The organism is Mesorhizobium sp. IMUNJ 23232 (assembly GCF_044326205.1).
Lineage (GTDB): Bacteria > Pseudomonadota > Alphaproteobacteria > Rhizobiales > Rhizobiaceae > Kumtagia.
The window spans coordinates 24637-44195 of record NZ_JBIRCY010000063.1 but is presented as its reverse complement, the minus strand read 5'-3'; the positions used below and the strand labels follow the sequence as shown (position 1 = coordinate 44195).

The 19559-nt window shown below is 57.4% G+C and carries 13 protein-coding genes and 1 pseudogene; 11 read left to right on the top strand and 3 right to left on the bottom strand.

Translation table 11 applies throughout. The annotated features are described in order from the left end of the window. Window positions 1-65: 65 nt before the first annotated feature. The 11 genes and pseudogenes from ACH196_RS31010 (at window position 66) to ACH196_RS30960 (ending at window position 9471) form a co-directional block, all read left to right on the top strand. Entirely contained in the window at window positions 66-551 is a 486-nt protein-coding gene (locus ACH196_RS31010; RefSeq protein WP_396650702.1) for a tyrosine-type recombinase/integrase, read from the top strand. A gap of 294 nt (window positions 552-845) precedes the next feature. Continuing rightward, window positions 846-1103: a hypothetical protein gene (locus ACH196_RS31005; protein ID WP_396650701.1), complete on the top strand. Its 258-nt coding sequence runs from the start codon at window positions 846-848 to the stop codon at window positions 1101-1103. Between the two features lie 278 nt (window positions 1104-1381). Beyond that, a complete protein-coding gene (locus ACH196_RS31000; RefSeq protein ID WP_396650700.1) occupies window positions 1382-1663 on the top strand; it encodes a hypothetical protein in 282 nt (93 codons plus the stop codon). A gap of 398 nt (window positions 1664-2061) precedes the next feature. Then, entirely contained in the window at window positions 2062-3153 is a 1092-nt protein-coding gene (locus tag ACH196_RS30995) for a hypothetical protein (RefSeq protein ID WP_396650699.1), read from the top strand. Then, the gene (locus ACH196_RS30990; protein ID WP_396650698.1) at window positions 3143-4168 is read left to right on the top strand and encodes a site-specific integrase; all 1026 of its coding nucleotides are present in this window, start codon (window positions 3143-3145) and stop codon (window positions 4166-4168) included. Before ACH196_RS30995 ends, ACH196_RS30990 begins: the two co-directional genes overlap by 11 nt. Before the next feature lie 172 nt (window positions 4169-4340). Then, a complete protein-coding gene (locus ACH196_RS30985; protein WP_396650697.1) occupies window positions 4341-4889 on the top strand; it encodes a hypothetical protein in 549 nt (182 codons plus the stop codon). Continuing rightward, window positions 4886-6298 (top strand): ImmA/IrrE family metallo-endopeptidase, encoded by a 1413-nt coding sequence (locus ACH196_RS30980; protein ID WP_396650696.1) that lies wholly within the window; start codon window positions 4886-4888, stop codon window positions 6296-6298. Before ACH196_RS30985 ends, ACH196_RS30980 begins: the two co-directional genes overlap by 4 nt. 429 nt (window positions 6299-6727) lie before the next feature. Further along, a complete protein-coding gene (locus ACH196_RS30975; protein ID WP_396650695.1) occupies window positions 6728-7390 on the top strand; it encodes a DUF6946 family protein in 663 nt (220 codons plus the stop codon). A 524-nt stretch (window positions 7391-7914) separates the two neighbouring features. After that, entirely contained in the window at window positions 7915-8301 is a 387-nt protein-coding gene (locus tag ACH196_RS30970; RefSeq protein ID WP_396650694.1) for a GIY-YIG nuclease family protein, read from the top strand. Window positions 8302-8445: 144 nt separating this feature from the next. Then, window positions 8446-8769, top strand: a pseudogene (locus ACH196_RS30965) (MrcB family domain-containing protein); the annotation flags it as partial. Window positions 8770-8808: 39 nt separating this feature from the next. Continuing rightward, entirely contained in the window at window positions 8809-9471 is a 663-nt protein-coding gene (locus tag ACH196_RS30960; protein WP_396650704.1) for a protein NO VEIN domain-containing protein, read from the top strand. 121 nt (window positions 9472-9592) lie between these two features. Here ACH196_RS30960 and ACH196_RS30955 read toward each other — a convergent pair whose 3' ends face one another. The 3 genes from ACH196_RS30955 to ACH196_RS30945 are packed head-to-tail and all read right to left on the bottom strand — an operon-like array spanning window position 9593 to window position 19341. After that, a complete protein-coding gene (locus ACH196_RS30955) occupies window positions 9593-12901 on the bottom strand; it encodes a DUF499 domain-containing protein (RefSeq protein WP_396650693.1) in 3309 nt (1102 codons plus the stop codon). Window positions 12902-12913: 12 nt separating this feature from the next. Then, window positions 12914-15865: a DUF1156 domain-containing protein gene (locus tag ACH196_RS30950; RefSeq protein ID WP_396650692.1), complete on the bottom strand. Its 2952-nt coding sequence runs from the start codon at window positions 15863-15865 to the stop codon at window positions 12914-12916. Next, the gene (locus ACH196_RS30945) at window positions 15862-19341 is read right to left on the bottom strand and encodes a helicase-related protein (protein WP_396650691.1); all 3480 of its coding nucleotides are present in this window, start codon (window positions 19339-19341) and stop codon (window positions 15862-15864) included. The genes ACH196_RS30950 and ACH196_RS30945 overlap by 4 nt, the downstream gene beginning before the upstream one ends. Between the last annotated feature and the right edge of the window lie 218 nt (window positions 19342-19559).

The window sequence follows — 19559 nt, the reverse complement described above, 5'->3', positions numbered from 1 at the left end:
CTCAATAACCCCATGTCGATCACTCCGATGTCCCCCACACGTGCCGTGTGGGAGGAGCTTCAAACATGGGTCAATTCTCGATGGAAAAACCTCCGTCGACTGGGTCACTTCTCAGTGGAAATCAACAGAAGAACCGCAACCGTCATGGCGGGAGGGAGATGTTCATTCCAGTCGTGGACAAGCTAGCGGCTGCCTTAGAACCGCTCGACCGCTCAAAGGGCGGCACCGTCCTAAAGAACGCATATGGCACGTCGTTCTCGGAAAAGAGCCTGACAGGCATGATGCAGCACTGGACCCGGCAGGCGGGCATTCCCGACGGATACACGCTTCATGGCCTGCGCCGTACGTTCGGCACCTACCTCGCCGAATGCAACATCCAGGCGCGCGCCATTATGGAAGCTATGGGGCATTCCTCGATGACGGTGACTGACGAATACGTGCGCGAGGCTAACAAGAAGCGGATCGCCGTCGACATCGCGAGAGCGATCAACCAGCGCGAGGAAAAGCGCGATCAGATGAAGCGCCGGACAAATTTGCGGATCGTCCGGTGAAAAGGAATCGCGAACTGATTAAAGGAGGCGCCTTGGGGCGCTTTTTTGCTGCCAGCGTGAACTGTGGGCAACGTGCGGGTAAAGCGTGGGCAAGTGCTATTTTTTCCTAATAAAATCAATTGTTTTGGTGGGCCCGGAGGTTGGGTCACAGTTGTGGGATTTCAGTAGCTTACACTGGCTAACGGGGCAAAACCCACACACTGATCAAAAAAGACATTTCGGCGCTATGGCTAACGCCTTCCGGCCAAGAGTGAGCCCCCTTAGCACGGGACTGGGCCTGGAGGAATATCGGAGGTGACTGGCAAGCATGAGCCCTACGTGAAGCATCCCTACGACATGAACCCCAAGTGGGTTTCCTATTCGCCAACACTGCAAGCAAAGCGGTACGCGAAGTATGAGGAGTACGTTGAGAACTGGCATGCGGCGAATGGCAGCAAACCATCGAAATCAATTTGGTCCAGCTCGACCGAGGAAGACGATGCATATTGGGACAATTTGGTTGCCGACCCCGCGCATTATGAAAAATGGAAAGCGGCGCAAATGAAGCAATGAGCCGGAGCAATCATGTCCGCCCGCCAATGGTATGCGGGGTCATACCACCCGGAAAAATGCCCCTATGCAAATCATCGCGAAAGCTCTTTCGTTTGCGCCAGCCACACCAAAGAGGTCCCTTAAAATGTCCCTGCGAGCTGTAGCGAGATACAAGCACTTGGGTGAGTATTTGCCAGTCGGCGAAGCCTCAAAGCTCCCAATGCCGGCACGCGAGAAGACCTGTTATCCGTAAAGCAAGCAATTGGGTCCCTCGTACGCGAATTGCATAGGAGATCGAAATGTCAAAGCGTGAGGGACATGTGCAATCAATCATTCGGGCGTTGTTTGTTGCTCAGCCGGATCGCATTTTCACGGCAGTCGAACTCGCGCAAGCGATCTACGGAGAGGTCAGCCGCACCGGATGCAAGGCCGTGCGGCGAGCCGCTGACCCAATCGCAGCCGAGAAGGGCTGGATGCGCCGTCGGATGGAAGGTCGGGTCGACTATGTTCGTTGGGAGACCGTAGACCGGATGTGCCGTGACAAAGCAGCACGTGCGCAAAGTATGGGGTATTCGCAGTGATCCTTCGTCACCCAGCCAACGAGCGTTGCGGGACCACCTGGCGATGGATAGGCATGGTGGGCATGAGGTCGGTCGATCAGTTGCCAAGCCTACGCTCCCAAGCTGTTTTTCACGTCGCGTAGGTGTTCGACAATGTCCTGCTCGTGTCTCATATGTGTCTTCGCGGGTCCCGCCCCGTGTCCCGGAGTGCAGTTGGGACAATCGCCGGGACATCGGAAATCCGCCCTTCAGAAACCATTCATTTCCATGCAGGAAAAGGCTTTGAGAGTGATCGCCCGTCTGCATTTTAGGGCGTCCAAAAACACAATATTTCTCTATTGCCCCCGCTGCTAGCTCTGCCAAAGTCGGTTTGGGTCTGAATGTCTCGGCTCCCTGATCCCGATCAAGGAGCTAACCCAGTGAACGCCCCAGACATCTTGTCCTCCATCGCAGCTGAGCTCGAAGAGCAACTCCGCGGTATCGATCCGCCGCAGCGATCTGAAAATGCGGCTCCAATTTCCACGGGGCTTGCATCGGCTCTGCTGCAGAAGAGCATCAGACGCGGTCGGGTCGATTTGGCACTCATTGCCGCCAGCGTCTTGTTCGACAACTCGCCAGACCGGCTATGGCGCCGACTGGTCATCATCGCCATCGAGGATGTCGGGCTAGGAGGACTGCCGGCTATGTACCAAGCGGTCGCGGCCTCGGCCACTCGCCGTCAGCTTGCCCGTCATCTCGGTGGCTGGACGTTAGCGGCCCATGTCGTATCAACTTTGGCTGCCACGCCAAAATGTCGTGCATCCGATGACCTATACGTCGCCATTGCCGATTGCAGCCGCTGGCGCGACGATACGTTAGAGATTTCGCATATGTCGTTCGGTGAGGCGCTCGACATCATCGCCGGTAGTGGACCAATCGAGCGGAGGGCTATTGCGACACGCTGTGCTCTGGGTGCGGCTCAAAACGGGGGACCATCCGCGGAGCGTCAGCACCAAGTGCGCTCGATGTTCGACCACTTGTGCGAAATCGACCAACCCCACACCTTGGTCGAGGTGGCACGGGAGGCTTACCGGCAGACAGGGGAGACGATTTCAGCCTTTCTCCCGTTACTCCATGTAGAGTTCGATCCCACCCTCGCTCATCGCAAGTCCGACACGTTTCCCGACCAAACCCTAATCGGGCAAACACCAGGTTGGGCGTACGATAAGTTTTCGCACGGGGGCCGCGCGGCCCTCCGCGTGTTTCTTGAGACGGATTGCGACACGGCGCGGTGGCTTCGATCCCATGTCGCGCCAGGGGAGCGTGCTGGGATTTTGGGCCACGCGCTGTTCCGCGTAGAGAGCGGCCTTGTGGCGGATCGCGTGATCTGGCCGATTGGCCAGAGCTTACGGCACCAAGCTGACTGTCATTCCTGGCCGTTTTCGAAAGAGGACGCAGCGACCCTGCTGTCGTTGCTGCGGTCTGAGATCGGCGTCCTCAACCAAGTTCGGGTCGCGGCAAATGAGCGCTGATCTTTCCGCCTGGTCACACCTGACCGAGACCAGTGGGCAGATGGCCGCAGTCGAGGGGTTCGCAGTCAGCTGCACCGCCCGGTCCCATCATCAACAGAGCGACCAATTCTCGACACTTACAGCCACGCCAGCAATCGTCCGCGACTTTGTCACCAATTCCATCAGCGGAGCGACAAAACGCGCTTACGAGGCGGATATACGGCACTACGCGGGATGGGGTGGGACAATCCCCTCTCACCCGGCGCGGATCGCCGAATATCTTGCCGCCTTGGCGTATACGCACAAAGCCGCGACCATAGCGCGAAGGCTCGCGTCGTTATCTAAGGCCCACCGTGCTCGCGGCGTTGATGATCCCTGCAAAGCCGAGATCGTGAAAGCCACTGCTCGCGGGATAAAGCGAATGATCGGCACAGCGCAACGCGAGGCAAAACCGCTCCTTCGAGAAGACCTCTTTCAAGTGTTGGAGCGCATGGGAAATCGCCCGAAAGACATCCGAGACAAAGCCTTGCTGCTCCTTGGCTTTGCCGGAGCATTCCGGAGGTCAGAGCTCGTTGGTCTCGACGTAACCGACATTGAGCATGTCCGGCACGGCGTAGTCGTCACGCTCAGACGATCCAAGACAGATCAGTCCCGCGCCGGGCGCAAGATCGGTATTCCCCTCGGGAGGACTAGATGGTGCCCTGTCCGACATCTGACAGACTGGTTGGATTTTAGAGGAAACGCAAACGGCCCGATCTTCAGCGCCATCGACCGTCACGGCCACGTTGCCGATCATCGCCTTTCCCGGGAGGCAGTCTCAATTATTGTGAAGAAACGCACAGAGGCAGCGGGCTTTCACCCGGATGCGTATAGCGGCCACAGCCTTAGGTCAGGTTTGGCTACCAGCGCGGTAGTCGCGGGCGTTAGCACGCTGTCAATCAGACGCACGACCGGTCACGCCTCGGATGCGATGTTAGCCCGCTATGTTAGGATCGGTGATCTTTTTGCGGACAACGCGGCAGCAAAGGTGTTGTAAGCGACTGCTATTGGGAGGCCACTTCACTTCGACGTGCCTAACCACAGTCCGGAGCGCCACCTTTCTGGCTCGAGGTCTGACTGTTCGCTTGCGCATGTCTCGCCAACCAGTGCTGGGGTTTTGCTCGAACTGCCTATATGATAAGTGAGGCTTGAGGCCGGGGAGGGCTGAATTGGCTTCGAGTGCAAAGAGTGACGCGGCGTTCAGTGAATTTCGTTCAAAAACAGCACCGCGCACTCCGGCAGCGGGCCTCATTGAGCACGAAAATGAGTGTTTGAAAATGGCCCCCTCTGATGGGCTGCGGATTTGGGTGGATGGAAGTGCTGCGGACGAAGTGAGTGATCAAGGGGGACCTCCAGTCTTAAGCTCGGGCCAGATGGACGGCAGGCATCTTTGGGTCGTTCGCACTGACGATGTTGTGCATGCCATGGAGCGTAGTCCGTTCGGGAAGAATGTGGAAAAAGGCGTCATAAAGCACACAAATCTCACCGGCGGTGAGGAGGCATACTCGGGCGGGGAATTGATCTTTCTCGAAGAGACCACAGTTATCTTAAATGGTCGTTCTGGGCGCTACGGACCGCGAAGCGCTGACGAGATGATAGCTGTAGCGAAAGCTTTTAGAAAATCAGGATATTATGTGTGGTCCTGCGGCTATGATGACGAGGCGGGACGGCCATATGGCTTCGGAAGCGTAGATCCATTTTGGGTAGTTTCGACGTGAGCAAAAATCCCAAGGAAATGCTCGATCTCGTTTTCGGCGAAAACTCGCAGGGTGAAACACCTGTTCAGCGTGCGCGCACGTCATCGAAAGAGTTCGTTCGAAGCCAAGTGCAGATTGCGCGGGCTGAGGACGGCGGCACCGGGAGGCGAATTAGTGCGCGAGAAGCTCTCGCTGCCTACGGACTTGAAAACCTCATCATGGTGGAACGCGAAAATTCTGCTATCCTCGTTGAGGATCGGGATGAGCCATCGCGCACGCTGCGGAACCGCCGCGAGGCACTCAATCTTAGCCAGAAGGATGTTGCAAAAAGCGCCAATCTACGAGAGGCCGACATCGTCGCCGCAGAAACGCCAGGAAGAGCAAATCCGATCCGCAATCTCGAAGCGATTGCGCAAGCACTAGCTCTTGATGAGCGCATTCTCGGATACGAGCCTGCTGCGAAAGGAGACTATGAACTCGGTGTCAGGCTTCGTGAGATGGCGCAGCAGCGCGATACCTTCACGTTTTCCGCAGCCTCCGTTCTCAAGCTATCTGAGAGCGCCTGGACAATTTCACGTCAGAGCGAGCTGAGTGCCCTGCTTGGTGTCGTGGGGACCAGTCCAGGTGATCTGGTGCTCTTTTCGACGAATTATTCTTACCCGGCCTGGCAGCGTGGGTATGAACTCGCCGACCTCGCCCGCGCAAAAATTGGACTTTCTCCAGTCGATCCCATTCCCAGTCTGCGAAACTTGATTGAGCGCCGTCTTGGAATTCCTCTTGTCCAAGACAGCCTTGATGAGCGCTTCGCCGGTGCGACTATAGCCAATGGTGGTACGCGGGGTATTGTTGTGAATGAGGCCGGAAAGAACCACAATGTCTGGGTCCGCCGCATGACGCTAGCGCACGAGTTGGGTCATCTTCTCACTGATCCAGACGATCGACTAAATCGCCTACGTGTTGACGAATACGATGGCATTGAAAGCGATGCCAGAGCCGTCAAAGACCGCGTTGAGATGCGTGCAAATGGATTTGCGATTGCGTTTCTGGCACCTCCCGCAGCAATGCAGATGCTAAGTGAAAGGCACTCAGACCCTGCGCAACTCCTCAACCGAGTGATCGGCGAGTACGGCGTCAGCCGCACCGCAGCGACATATCATCTCCGAAATATTTGCCAGGTTGAGGTCTCGCAAGTCGCAAGCGCCGATATTGTGGTTGAGCACGACGAGTGGTTGGCAAGGGAGAACCAGACCATAGATTATTTCCCAATCACCACCACGCCGATCTCACGTCGCGGGCTATTTGCCTATCTTGTCACTTTGGCGGAGGAAAGGAAGCTCATCTCTCGAGAGACAGCTGCGACGTGGCTAAAGGCCTCTATCAAAGATTTCAGTGCGGCGAAAACTCAGATCGTAGAGCTATTGGCGGAGTAGTTTAGTCCAACTGGCGTCGCCGATTGCCCCAAGCCTGACATCCTGTACGTTTGGATTGCCCAGCAAGCGGAAGTGTTGGGCGGCAGGCAAAATGTTTTTGTTCTGTACGGACCGCTCCACACCAACGTCAACGCGGTTTCACGATGGCTGGGTATAGCGCCGCTAGGCGCTTGGTATTCCGTAGGCGTGCAATGAGAGCCGCGGCGCACCGAACCCTGCAACAGCGGGTAAACGAGTGGTGCTGCGCTCCTATGCTCGTGTACTTAAAGGCCATGCTGTGCAATAATTGCACAATTGCTTCTCGATGTTTTGATATGCTCGTTACACAGCGACGGTAGTGTTTTTAGCACCAAATTTGGTTCGTTTGAGAGCCTATGCTTCTCTGAGGCGGGATCCCAACAGCGCCAAGTCGGAAAGACGGAGGTGTGGATGAAGCGAGTGTATATTCCGAGCAGCGGCCCGTCTGCGTGGCAAGCTTTCCTCGCCAAGCCGGAACTCCATTGGCGAACTGGATATTCAGCTAAGACCCTCGCATATTGCTGGGAAAGCGCGGGCGGGCTTCCTCCAGAAATCGCTCGCATGTTCGATGCTCCCGCTGAACTGCTTTTGGCGTTGCCCGAATACAAGGTCCCGCTGCCGGGAGGGAGTACCCAGAGCCAGGCAGACGTATTTGCCCTCGTTCGACACGCCGATCAGACATGTGCGGCGATGGTCGAAGGCAAGGTCAACGAGCCGTTCGATAAGACCGTAACGGAATGGTTGAATGTCCCGTCAGATGGGAAGAAATTGCGCATCAGCCATATCTGCAATCTGCTTGGCTTGAGCGAGCAGCATCTTCCGCAGGTCAGATACCAACTTATCCACAGGGCAGCGTCGGCAGTGATTGAGGCTCTGCGGTTCAAAACCGACGAAGCAGCAATGATCGTGCATTCCTTCTCGCCGGATCGGATGTGGTTTCAGGATTTTGCCGCGTTTGTCGATTTGTTCGGCCTCACGGCAGAGCCCAACGCCGGCGTGGTGACAACCTTACCAAACGGGCTAAAGCTTCGATTGGGATGGGCGACTGGCGACGCACGCTTCCTCTTGGCCTGACAAGAGCGGCAACCAGTTCACGGAGGATCTTTACGTTAGGTGACGTTCGACACGACAGTTTGTCATCTCGGCTATGAGGTTTGCGAAAGGGAAATTTACCTTATTCCTCGGGTCATTGCCGAAAGCCAAGCTCGAAAAGATAAAGCGACAAGCAAGACATCGTCAGAGCGGTATTTTCGGATCGACGAGGTGCGGAAGAAGTTTACGGCATGGCGCTCAAATTTTGGGCTAGATAGCACTGTGGGTGTTGTCGGACGATGTGTCTGAACCCGCGCAGTTGATGAGACGTTCGGGATGCGGTGCGCGGGAGGAGCGGCGTGCTAACACACAAGGAAGTGGATTTCCTGAAATCTCAGGGGCTATCAACGGCTGATGTGTACGATGGCAGAAATCAGTCGGCTGCTTCATGGAAATCTGGGGTTCGCGCCGCCGGCTTAGGGATCGTTTTGGGGACACCGTGTAAGAATGGCGGGCATCGTCTTAGAACCCGGTCAGGCCATTGCGTCCAATGTGACACAAGCAAGTTGTCCTACCAAAAGCGCCATAACTCGCCTGGCTACGTCTACATCGCCGGCTCGCGCTCCGCGAAGCTGTTGAAGATCGGGACGGCTATCGACATAGAGCAACGTGCGCGCAATTTACGAAACCAAGTTTACGGCGGCATCCGCGACTGGGTGATGCTATTCACTGCAAAGGTCGAGAACGGCGGAAAAACCGAGCGAGAAGCCATCCGCCAACTGCAGGCGTATCGAGTTCGTCAGACCTATAACAAGGATGGCTCGGATCAGGAGGCCGGGGAAATGCTGAAAACGAGTTTCACCAAAGCGATCAAAGCAATGGCCTCCGCTATCGGCGACGAAGGAGCGCATGAGCTTTGGAAGTCACCTTTGTGGAAGGACTACGAGTTCTGAAGCGGGTATGCCGTTCGACGTCGAGGCATCAAGACTTCCGGGCCATATTAAGGAAATTCACAAGCAAATGGGGAAACGGTGCACGAAACGCTGGAACGTATATGTCAGCTCCAAGCTCGATACTCAGCAGAAAATACACCCGCAATGCAGGAACGAGGTCGGTTGGTAAGGGGCAATCTGAAGACGGAGATTGAAGGGCTTCGCGTTCGGCTTTCTGTTGCTTTGGGTCCTTTCGGCGGCGATCTCTTTGTAGAAGCGTCGGATGGGATCGGGCGAAAGACAGAGCTTCCTTGGGTAAGGTTCTGCTCGCGCAACATGTCGCCGAACCCGACCGAAGGCTTTTATTGCGTGACCCATTTCTCGACGGATGGGTCAGCCGTGCACGTAACTGTCGGGTGTGGGTCGTCTCGCTTTCACAGAGGGAGCTCCGTTCCCCTCCCTAATCATGAACTGGACGCACAAACTGAATGGGCGCGGCGTGTAGTCATTGAGAAGTTCGGGAGCTTGGTGCCATTCGAGGACACCCCCGAATTCGGTGCCAGGCGCCCGCTGCCGCTTTCATTCCAGCGAGCCACCGCTATTTCTCATCGCGTTGCTTATCCCGACATCCGCGCCACCGATTTTGGCGAACTATTTGATCAGGCTGCGCGACGCCTTCAGCCAATCTACGCAGCTCAAGCAATCGGACGCGACCTAACCGATGCCGATCAACGCGAACTAGAAATTTCCTCCGCTCTTAACCCATTAAATCGACCTGCTGGTCGGCAGGGATATGGGCTATCGGCCCCAGCGAGGAAGGCTGTCGAGCAGCGAGCGATGGACGTGGCTTCAGAGTTCTTACGTGCTAATGGCTATGCAGTTCGAGACACATCTAGCTCAAGCCCTTTTGACTTTGAGGCAATGCTCGGCGGGACACGAATAAAGGTTGAAGTTAAGGGCACCACAAGCGACCATGGCGACGGCATTCTAATGACGGCAAATGAAGTCGAACTCCATCGGAGAGAAAAGGGAAACACTGCCCTTATAATCGTTTCGAGCATCCGCCTGGCCGACAGAAACGGTGTCTATTCCGGCTCCGGGGGCAAAGTAGAGTGGCAGCTCGGCTGGGACATCGATGAGTGGTTTCATGAACCGACCGCTTTTCGCATCACGCGACATCGGAGAATATAGGGGTGCCCGCGTCAAACACCGGGCCTGCTCCATAGTTTACGGCATGTCGATGGGCGACTGTGGCCTTCAAACATCCGATAACATTCACTTATCGCGACCTACCATAGGGTCACTCAAATGTTTAGTCGAACTGCTTCCGCGTAAAGCCGAGCGCCTGCGCGTTAGCTGTGACGTCGTCCTCAATGTCCTTCGGAAACCCTTCGATGCTCTCCGCCTGGATTTCCAGCACGAGGCGAAAGGTCGTGCCTCCCGCGCGGTCCAGTTCCGCGATCACGTTTTCGAAGACTTGAGAGACCTTCATAGCGCCTCGGATGCTGTCCAGTTCGATGACGCCAGAAAAGCGTGTCCGTGGTGCATCTTGGCTTTGCGTTCCGAGCTTGCCAACGGTCGTAGCGCCACCTGATGCCGCCGTAGCGCTGTTTGCACTGTTCCCCGGCTGGACTTGCGCTTTGGAGGCCTCCGCAACCTCTTTGAGAACGATCAGCATCTTTCCACCGAAGCGAACCGGCGTGTTTTTCGCTAGGACCAACCCCTGATACTCGCCGTCAATTTTGTCGTTTGCCAGCGCAAATTTTGCGGCGTCCATATCTGCGACTGTGTCAGAAATCGCGTTCGCCAATACGATCTCGTCGCGAAGTCGCTCCATGTGAAGAAACTCGAAGTACCAGTCACGGATTTTATCGACGGCCAGATCAGGGCTGCCATTCGGCCAAAGCTCCAGCATCCGCTCAGTGAAGCTCTGGCGGCCTAGTACGGTGGCGATAACCGCCGCTTCAGACGCTTTGTCCCATGCGGCCTCTGCTGGACTGCGTTGCCCTGATAGTCGCATCGCGAAATGTTCGAGCTGCACCACGCTTCGATCGGTTGGGGAGGGCGTGGGAACAAGCAAATGAGACCAAGTCTTACGGACGGTATCTCGTGCCGCCTTTTCTGCCTGCGCAAGCCGGTTCTGCGCGTCGGCTTTTTGACTGTCGGTTAGATCAAGACTGCGGTCATCGACGATGCTTTTCCAAGCCATCATCCGCTTGACCGTGCGGCGTGCGTCCTCAAGGCCACGATCATCGGCGGCGAGGAAGACAATGGCATTGCGATATTTGCGCTGCCCGCCGGCCCGCCGTTCCAGACCGTCCAGAGCCTCGATTTCGGCGCGCGACCCGCCACCAGCCTGATAGGGGTAGCTTGGCCTCAAAATGACTAGACCAGAAGTTGGGCGGTCCTCGGTCTCCGACGCGCGGTCCGGCGATGTGTGGACACGCCCCCAACTACCTTTTGAGCGCTCGTCCAGCTTGAGCAGGCGGATAACTTCCGTATCAGCGGCATCCGTCTCCACATCGAGGAGCCGGTTGTCGGCGAGCTTATTTAGAGTTGCGCGCGGCCCATACCAATAGCGGCCCTCGGTTTCGTAGAGGTGGGCAGACCGCTCGGCGATCTCGCGAAGCGCGTCGCCGAAGATCGAAATCTGCTCCCCCGGCTTTACACAGGCGAGCCTCAACTCGGGGCCGGTTATCCCCCCTCTCGCGTCCCCTGCCGGAGCTGTGCTGACGAAAACAGCGCGGGCGGCGCGTCGAGCAACATTGTCGTTGCGGTATCGCTGCCGTCGAGCTTCCATGTCCGCTGGGAGCGAAGTGTCACCATCCACCTCGCCCTCGACAATCGAACCCCATACTGGACCAGGAAGCGGCTCTAGAAGTGCGCCCCGGACAGCGGGGTCGTCTACGCGTAGAGAACTCGGCAAGATCAGGGGTTCATCGCTGCGCTCCCGATAACTGGCGAAAATCGTCCTTGCCAGAAGCGCCAATACGCCGCGAGTGCGCTGGAATTTTTCAAGCGCCCCCCATTCGGTAGAGAGTTTGTCGAACAGCATCGGATGGATGGGGTAGGCACCCATCATTTTATCAGCGTATTCGCGCTCGCCCGTCCCGCTTGGAAAGTCCTGTTTGTGGTCGCGGTAAAGCTTAATGAAGCGGTCTACGGTCCGCTTCCGCTGCTTCTCACCCTCAGTGTCCAGCTCTTGAAAAAGTCGACGCCGGACTACCGAGTAGGTTTCGGACCCCTGCGCCGGCTGCCACGCCGACTGTGTACGACCGAACAGCTTTTCCAGCGCCTGAAGAGTTTCGCGGCCCTTTTCCGTGCCGCCCGCCTCCAGATCACTTTCTGGCAGTGAACCGACGATCAGCGCGTTCGGAACTTGCGCGGCAGCTTCCGTTAGCGATTGGAGAAACGAGAGATGCGAATTGTAACGTTCGCCAGAGAGTTGGCGGACGAAGACCACCAACTCATCCAGCAGGATCAAAGATGGCCTGCCGGTTAGCTGGAGCACCTTCTGGAATACTTCGCCGCCAGGGCTCGTCCCGGCATCCTCGGAAGGTTGCACGAGAGAGAGGCCCTCCCGGCCCGCTATCCGCCATGCGAGATAGCCCCACAGTGTGCGGATCGCATGCCCATCTGCGCTGGCCAGCGGAACGTCCGGTCCTTTGTCACTGCCGCTGAACACAGCAAGGTTTACCTCGCCAAGGCCGGTCGAACCGACAGCAGCTGCGATTGAAGCAAGATTGTCGGCACGGCTCATATCCCCTAGGCGCGCCATATGCAGCAACGACAGCAATGTATGGGTTTTCCCGCCGCCGAAGTTGGTTTGGAGGCCAATAGTGGACGGGCCGCCACTGCCGATAAGGCGCTTCGCGGCGTTCTCCAAAGTCATCCGCAACCCAGCGGTCAGATAGGTAGCGTTAAAAAATTCGATTGGGTCCGCGTAAGTATCCTCGCCTTCCTCCCGATCTGCTGCGGCGAGGTTGGCGGCGAACTTGTCTTTGTCGAGCCTGCCGGTCAAAACGTCCTCGCGGGGAGGCGAGACTATGCGCCATGGCGTCAGCCCCTCCACCTCGCCCCCTCCAAAGAAATCCTCCTGTCGAGGCTCCTCGGCCTTTGTGCGTGTCGGCGTCAACGATAGGGTCGGTCGTCGAGGTGTGTCGCCAACTGTCGCGGAAGCCGAGGGCTCGGCAGTCGAAGTAGCCGTAGGTGCCGTCATCGAACCAAGCAGCCCATTTAGCAGCGCGGTAGCCTTTACCGTCTCTTCTTTCGCCCCGACAGCATCAAGAAGGTCGACCCCTCCAGAGAGAGCGCGCAGCGTTAAACGGTCGTCAATCGCGCCTGATGAGTGGGAGAATTTGTTGCGGCCAGCGAGCGCAGCTGAAGCTGCGTCGCGCATCTCAGGCTTGAGTGCGTTTTCAAAAACCTCGCGCCAATTGTGGATGATCGTATAGAGCAGCGCATACGCATCAAGATCGGAGATCGGCGAAAGCGACTTCGGGAGGCGCGCCATCTGCCGCCACTGAGCGCCAAAACTGGACTTCAGGGCTTTCTCAACGAAGGGAAGGCACCCGCGCTCGATAAGCGCTAGCAACTGCGCAATACGGTCGCGATTGTTCATAACCGACTTCTCCTAGAGCAATGAGCCCTGAACAGGTCCTGCGCTAGCGCCCGCTTCTTCGGCGCGGTCGGCAGCGCGTTCGATTTCGGGCCAGGCAATCTGGAGCTGGTTCCAGACTAGAGCCTCTTCATTGTCGCCCTTGTTGGTGGCGATCTCAAACAGACGCTCGGCGACCAGCAGCACATCTGGCCCGGCTCGCCGGCTCTCGGCCAGAATGCGGCCTGCCTTGTCTGTGCCGCCATCCTCTGCGTGGAACACACGGGCGAGCTGTTGGGTCATCTCCCATACTGTGAAGATTTCGTCGCGCGAAGAGCGCCAATTTGGATCGGCCTCGTGCATTTCGGTGCGCGTCAGAAGCTTAGCATCGCCGCCGCGTGACCGGAACAGGCCGGATGCATTCATGCGTCCTTCGGCGAGATTAAAGCCCATTAGCATTGAGATCGCTGTGCCCGCGCCTCCCGCGACGGGCCTGTAGCCATTGATCGCGTACCATTCGAGCGCAAAACGGCTCTCGGGGTCCAGTGCCTCGGTGCCCTCGTTCAAGGCTTCGTCAATCTCGCGGTTGATGAGTGCCAATGCTTTCGCAACTTTCATCCTGCTGTCGTCGGCTTCGCGCACCCAGGCGTACTTCGAGAAGATGCCGATGCCGGGACCGATTGCCGCCTGCCGCCGGTCGGGCAGCGGTACTCCAGCCTTCTGATGGTCGATGATCGCCTGTTTCATTGCTGGCTTTAGTTCACGTTGGAAATCGCGAACGCTGATCACTCGCACGTTTTCCGGGCGCGTTCGGCAGACTAGGACGACAGAGGAAGCAAGAGCATTTGTACCCGATGCGATCATGCGGCTGGAAAGCTCAGTCCGAATTGGCCATGTGCCGTCCACCTGCAAACCCGAATTAACGACCGCTTGCAGAAATGCCGCCCATCCCGGAGACAGAATGCCGTCGTCGCTGACTTCCGATTGCTTGAAGGCGTAGTAGATCGCAAGTGGCGCATCTGCGGATGCCCTCCGCATGGCGTTCAAAGCGTCACCCATGCCGTCCATGAAATGCTGCTCGGCCTGTATCTTGCCATCGTATCGGTAAGGATTGGCGACAAGTTCCTCGTTTTTCGGCGTAACGAGACGGCGGAACAGGTTCGGGTGAATGTCCTTCAGCGCGCGCCTCAGCCATACGTAAAAGAAGTCGGACAAATCAGCGTAACTTATGTTGTCGTAGTATGGCGGATCAGTTGAAATTAAGGTCGGGCGGACAGGGTAGCTGTTCCTCGGCGCGTCGATAACTTGGGCAAAGCCGGGTGTTTCGACTAATCGTAGATCAAGAACTTTCTTGATCCAATCAAGGTTGCCGCCGAAATTTGCCACCGCTTCACTGAACGGATTTACTTCCGCAAAATCCCATACCATCGGTATTGCTTGGCGCCCAAAGGTATTGCGTATGCCTTCCGAACGTCCCGGACCTCCTCGCGAGTTCTTCCCCACAGCTCCGGGGTCCCAACTACATATCGAGGTGCAACGATCTGCCAGTTTATCAATCGCGAACGCCAAATAAGTCACTATTGCGTCCGCGTAGGCGGCGGGGCCCGTGCCGCCATCCTCAAGGGGCCTCTCGGGGTTGGGATGGTTGGCAAAGACGAGGGCACGACGCGCATCCCCCAAAGCCCTTTCCCGAACACTTCCGATCAAATCGGAGAAGGCTGCCAACGCGGCGAGCTGGCGCGGCGTGAACAGATCGGAGAACTCCGTCATCCCATACTCGACAACGTTAGTTCGACCTGGCCAGTGACTGATCTTTCCAGTTATCGGGTTTGACGATACTTCAACGTTGGCCGAGGTTTCTTGCTCCGGTGTCGGCGCCAAATACCAGCGGCCTCGTTCACCGTCGGCAACAACTGCCATCAGCCGAGCGCCAAATCGACCTGTCTTTGCCTGAGCGCGCAGGTATGAAAATGGCATGGGCGCATTTGAAAGCAGGCAACGACCGCCTCCTGATCGCGAAACGGTACCTTTTGCTGCTTCTGACAACTCTTCTGTCGTGACACCTGCGAACTTGACTGTAAAGCGCCAGCTATCCTTGGCAGCAGGGTCTTTGACTGGGATGACTATCGCCTCCTTGCCAGCCTTCGAAGAGAGCACGAAAGAAGAGGCGAGCGGCACATGCGTTCCTTTAAGCGCGGGATCAGGCGACGCGACTGTGCGTGCCCAAAGCCACGCGATGACGGTCGCCTCCGAGCCGTCCGGCACCGTCGCCTGCGGATAGAGGCTACCGATCTTCTTCTCCGCCTCGTCGCGCATCCACTGGCCATAGCGGAGCACATCCTCGGCGAGACCTTGCGCACCCTTCCATTCACGGCCCGCTAGATCGCGCTCCATCTTCACATCAGGGTGCACAGGCGGTAGGCCGGCAAATTTCGGAGGGAACTCGATCAGAGCCTTGGTGATGAGTACGGCAACCGGGTTCAGGTCGGACGCATAGGCGCGAAGACCTAGCCGCTGCGCTTCAAGCGGTATCGACCCGCCGCCACAGAAGGGATCATAGACCGGCGGTCCCTTCTCCTGCAGAAAGTCGATCACCGCCCGTGGGCTGGTCGGGGGCTCCTCTCCAACTCCCCATGCAACGGACCGCGCAATTTCATAGCGTGCAGCTTCGATAGCGGCCTCGAACCGCTTTTGGTCCTTGGCCTCCGACTTTGGCCACTCGACCATATCCTCGATGATCTTGTGCAGCCGCCGACGCTCTTTGGCTTGATCCTCGTCTGTTGGGTATCTGTCAGGCCAGGCCGATGGATCGTCAACGAGTTGGCCGAACAACACCGCGCGGCACGCCGCTAGGGGGCGGCGCGCCCACCACAAGTGCAGGGTGGAGGGATGGCCGTGGCGAACAGACTTCTCGCGGCTCGACGCTGCGTTGATGGCTTCAAGCGGAAGGGAATGCTCGATGAGCTTGAGGCGGGATTGACCAGTCATCGCTCGATAAAGCCGGCGACCTTCGGGGAGAACTTTGCCAGCGCAACTACGTCCTTCACTGCGTAGTGCCGGCAGATATCTCGAAACTCGCCTTCGTCCCACAGATGCCGCGACGGATTGCAGACGTAGTGGGGCTGGCCTGATAAACCAGCATCTATCGGCACATAAACCAGATGATAACGCTCACCGGCATTCCTCGCCTTCAGCATTTCGTTCTTCGTCACAATGATCTCCCGTCCGCCGACCACACGGCCCTTCACTTCAAGAAATAGCAGCTCACCCTCACCCGTAACGCTCTCGATATCCCATCCGCGATTGTGCATGGAAACGTCGTTCGGCGTGCGCCCGGCTGCGCGCTCCGCCTCCATAACAGCATTCATGGCGAGAAGCTCAGTTTCCTTCGTCTCTTCGGCAAATCCGTCGTGGACAACGATGCCGCCGAGTTTCGCAAGCAGCCCGGCGGGAACTACAAGCGCGCCCCCGCGAATGACCGGCGATGCAGCGGAGATATCGCGCTCTTTTTTCAACTCTAACAGCCGCAATTCCAGTCTATCGGCCATACGAGACGCGCGGTCCTCCGCCTGACCGAGGGCGAGACGCTCATCCTTGCCCGCCCTGATATTCAGCCGGTGCTGGTCTGCGCGCCGGTTCCAGTACGCAATCTCCTTCTTAAGCCGGACGCGAACTTCATCTTCCACTTTGCGGATATGTGCGAGGCGGCGGTTGCGAACCTCCTCTAGATGTTCCGTCGCGAGATGCTGGCTGGCATAAGCACGTGCGCGTGCCAAGAGGTCGTGCTTCAGCCAGTCGGCCTCCAGCGCTTCTCTGCAAAGGTCTTGCTCCTCAGCAGTCAGCGGTCGAAGATCGAGATAGGGTGCGGCACCTTCGTCGCGAGCATGACCGTCTCTCCCCAGACTTACGAATTGAAGCCGCGTCGAAACCACCCGCGACCGACCATTCGGAGCTGAAACACCATCCTTGACCTCGTGCTCGGCCACGACAAGCAGGCGCGGCTCTTCTCCAAAGTCAGCCTCCGAAACAAGCACGACACCCTGCTTCAGGGCGGCGTCGAAGTGTTCGATAGTGAGGTCCAGCACTGCCTCAAGTAGCGGATGGCCCGGTGCGATCAGCGCTGCATTGGGCTGCCCTTCGCTGCTGCGAACGCAGGCCTTGTCAAAACAAACACGACCATACCGCTCCAGCACCGGATCACCCCGTCCAGTGAGGTGATCGCGGCTTCGCACAAGCGCCGGAACGCGCGTGATTTCCCACCGCCCTGTTTCGCGGGCAACCATCTCGCCGCCCAACCGCCGGAATGCTTCCTCGAAGAACATACGGATATAGAAAGGCTGCAGGCGGCGCGCGTGCGCCCGATCCATCTCAAATCTTAGTTCCTTGACGCGCTCTGGATCGAGCGTTTCCTGGGAAAGCTGAGCGCGCTTAGTCAGAGCGTTGAGGTGCGACTGATCAACCGCGCAGTCGATGCTCTGCTGCAAGCGCGCCCGGACATCATCGCGGTCGCCATAGCGTACCGCTTCCATAAGCAGGTCTTTGAGGCTCTTATCCTCGAATGCCTCGCCAAGAACATCATAAACCTTACCGCCGAGAGCCTTCCGGGCTTCCTCCAATTTCTCCAAAAGGCGTTGGTAGACGGCACCTTCACGAGTTTCGCCAGCGACCAAATTCCAAAGGTGGCAGACCTCGGTTTGGCCAATGCGGTGAATGCGCCCGAAACGCTGTTCCAGCCGGTTTGGGTTCCACGGCAGATCATAGTTCACCATTAAATGCGCGCCGCGCTGAAGGTTGACGCCTTCCCCCGCGGCGTCGTTGGCGATCAGTACGCGAACTTTCGGATCGTCGTTGAAGCCCGCTACGGCTGCGCGACGCTGCTGGCGTGGTACGCCTCCGTGGATAACCTTCACCGCCTCGGGGTCACCGAGGCGCGTCACGATCTTCTCCTGTAAATATTCGAGCGTGTCGCGCGGTTCAGTGAACAGCAACAACTTCTTCTGGCGGCCCGACGCGGGATCGTAGACGGGAGGCTGGTCAAGGATCGCGGCTAGTTGGGTCCATTTGGTATCCTCGCCAGAACGACACAGCGAGTACGCCTTCTCCTCCAGCGCTCCGAGGCTAACGATTTCGATCTTTAGCTCTTCCAGCGTGCGTGCATTCGAGGCTGTGTCGATCGCCTCGTTTTCCAGGGCCTCAAGTTCCTCTTCGGGCAGCTCTTCTAGGTCATCGTCTTCGGGCACATCCATGGCGCGCGCTGATGAAGTGGCGGAGGGTGCAGCACCACCCCTGGCTTTGAGCAGCTCTTCTTCGAGCCGCTTCTGTAGCCTGTCGCGACGGCGTTTCAGCGAACGCCAAATTGCCCGTGGCGATGACGCGAGACGACGCTGAAGTGACTGAAGCGCAAACCCCACATTGTTGCGCTTCTTTTCGTCGGTGTTCGCGAACCGTTCGGCACGGTTCATCTCTTCGCGGACATACTCGGTGACGGATGCGTAGAGATCAGCTTCGGCAGCGGAAAGAGGGTAGCTGACGGTGTAGGCGCGTCGTTCTGGAAATAGCGGTCTCCCGTCGAACCAGTAGAGCTCCTCCTTGATAAGGCGGCGCATTAGGTCCGAAGCATTGGCCGTGCGTACGCCTTCGCGATAGGCCCCTTCGAAACGGTCGTTGTCGAGCAGCGACATGAACAGCTGGAAATCTTCGTCCTTGCCATTGTGAGGTGTCGCGGTCATCAGGAGCAAGTGGCGCGTATTCCGGCCAAGCAGTCGGCCAAGCTGAAAGCGTTTGGTATATTTAACTTCACCGCCCGTATAGCTGGCTGACATCCTGTGCGCTTCGTCACAGATCACCAGATCGAAGTCGCTTGAGCTTCCAATCAGCGCTTGTATTTCTTCGGACCGCGAAGCCATATCGAGCCTCACTATTATTCTATCCTCGTCGTTGAACGGATTTCCGCCATAACTGGTCCGGAACATCTCCCTCCCGACGATCCTAAAGTCGAGATCGAATTTCTCCTTCAGTTCGTCCTGCCATTGTTCCACGAGAGACCCCGGCGCAACAATCATGCACCGTTTGAGGTCACCTCGGATCATCAATTCCTTGATGAATAGGCCAGCCATGATCGTCTTGCCGGCTCCCGGATCGTCGGCAAGCAGAAATCGAAGGGGCTGGCGCTCAAGCATCTCGCCATAGACGGCAGTGATTTGGTGCGGAAGTGCCTCGATATCGGCACTCGTCAGAGCCAGATATGGATCAAAAAGATGGGCCAGCGAAATGCGATGAGCTTCAGCGGCGAGCCGGAAATTCTCAGCGTTCCCTGTGAAGGAAAATGGTGTCGTCGCCGCAGTCGAAAACAGCCGCTCCTGATCATTCCTCGCGACGATCCGCTGATCGAGGCCTTTCCCGGTGCGGTAGGTCACCTCCAATTGCTGATCACTAAGCCAATCGACGGAAACGATCTCCGCCACGCCGCCTGGCCAAAGACCGTCCACGTGTAACCCGCGCTTTAGTTCCTCAAGTCGGACCACAATGCGAACCTCCCGTCGAAGCCAAGGCAAGCTGCTTATTTCACATGAGCGCTATCAGCGAGTGAAGTTGCCAGCCCACGTCCGTTGATACCCAGGAATTACAAAAATAGATCGACCTGCCGGCTATTAAGGGACGGTGAAGGTCTACCTCCTAACAC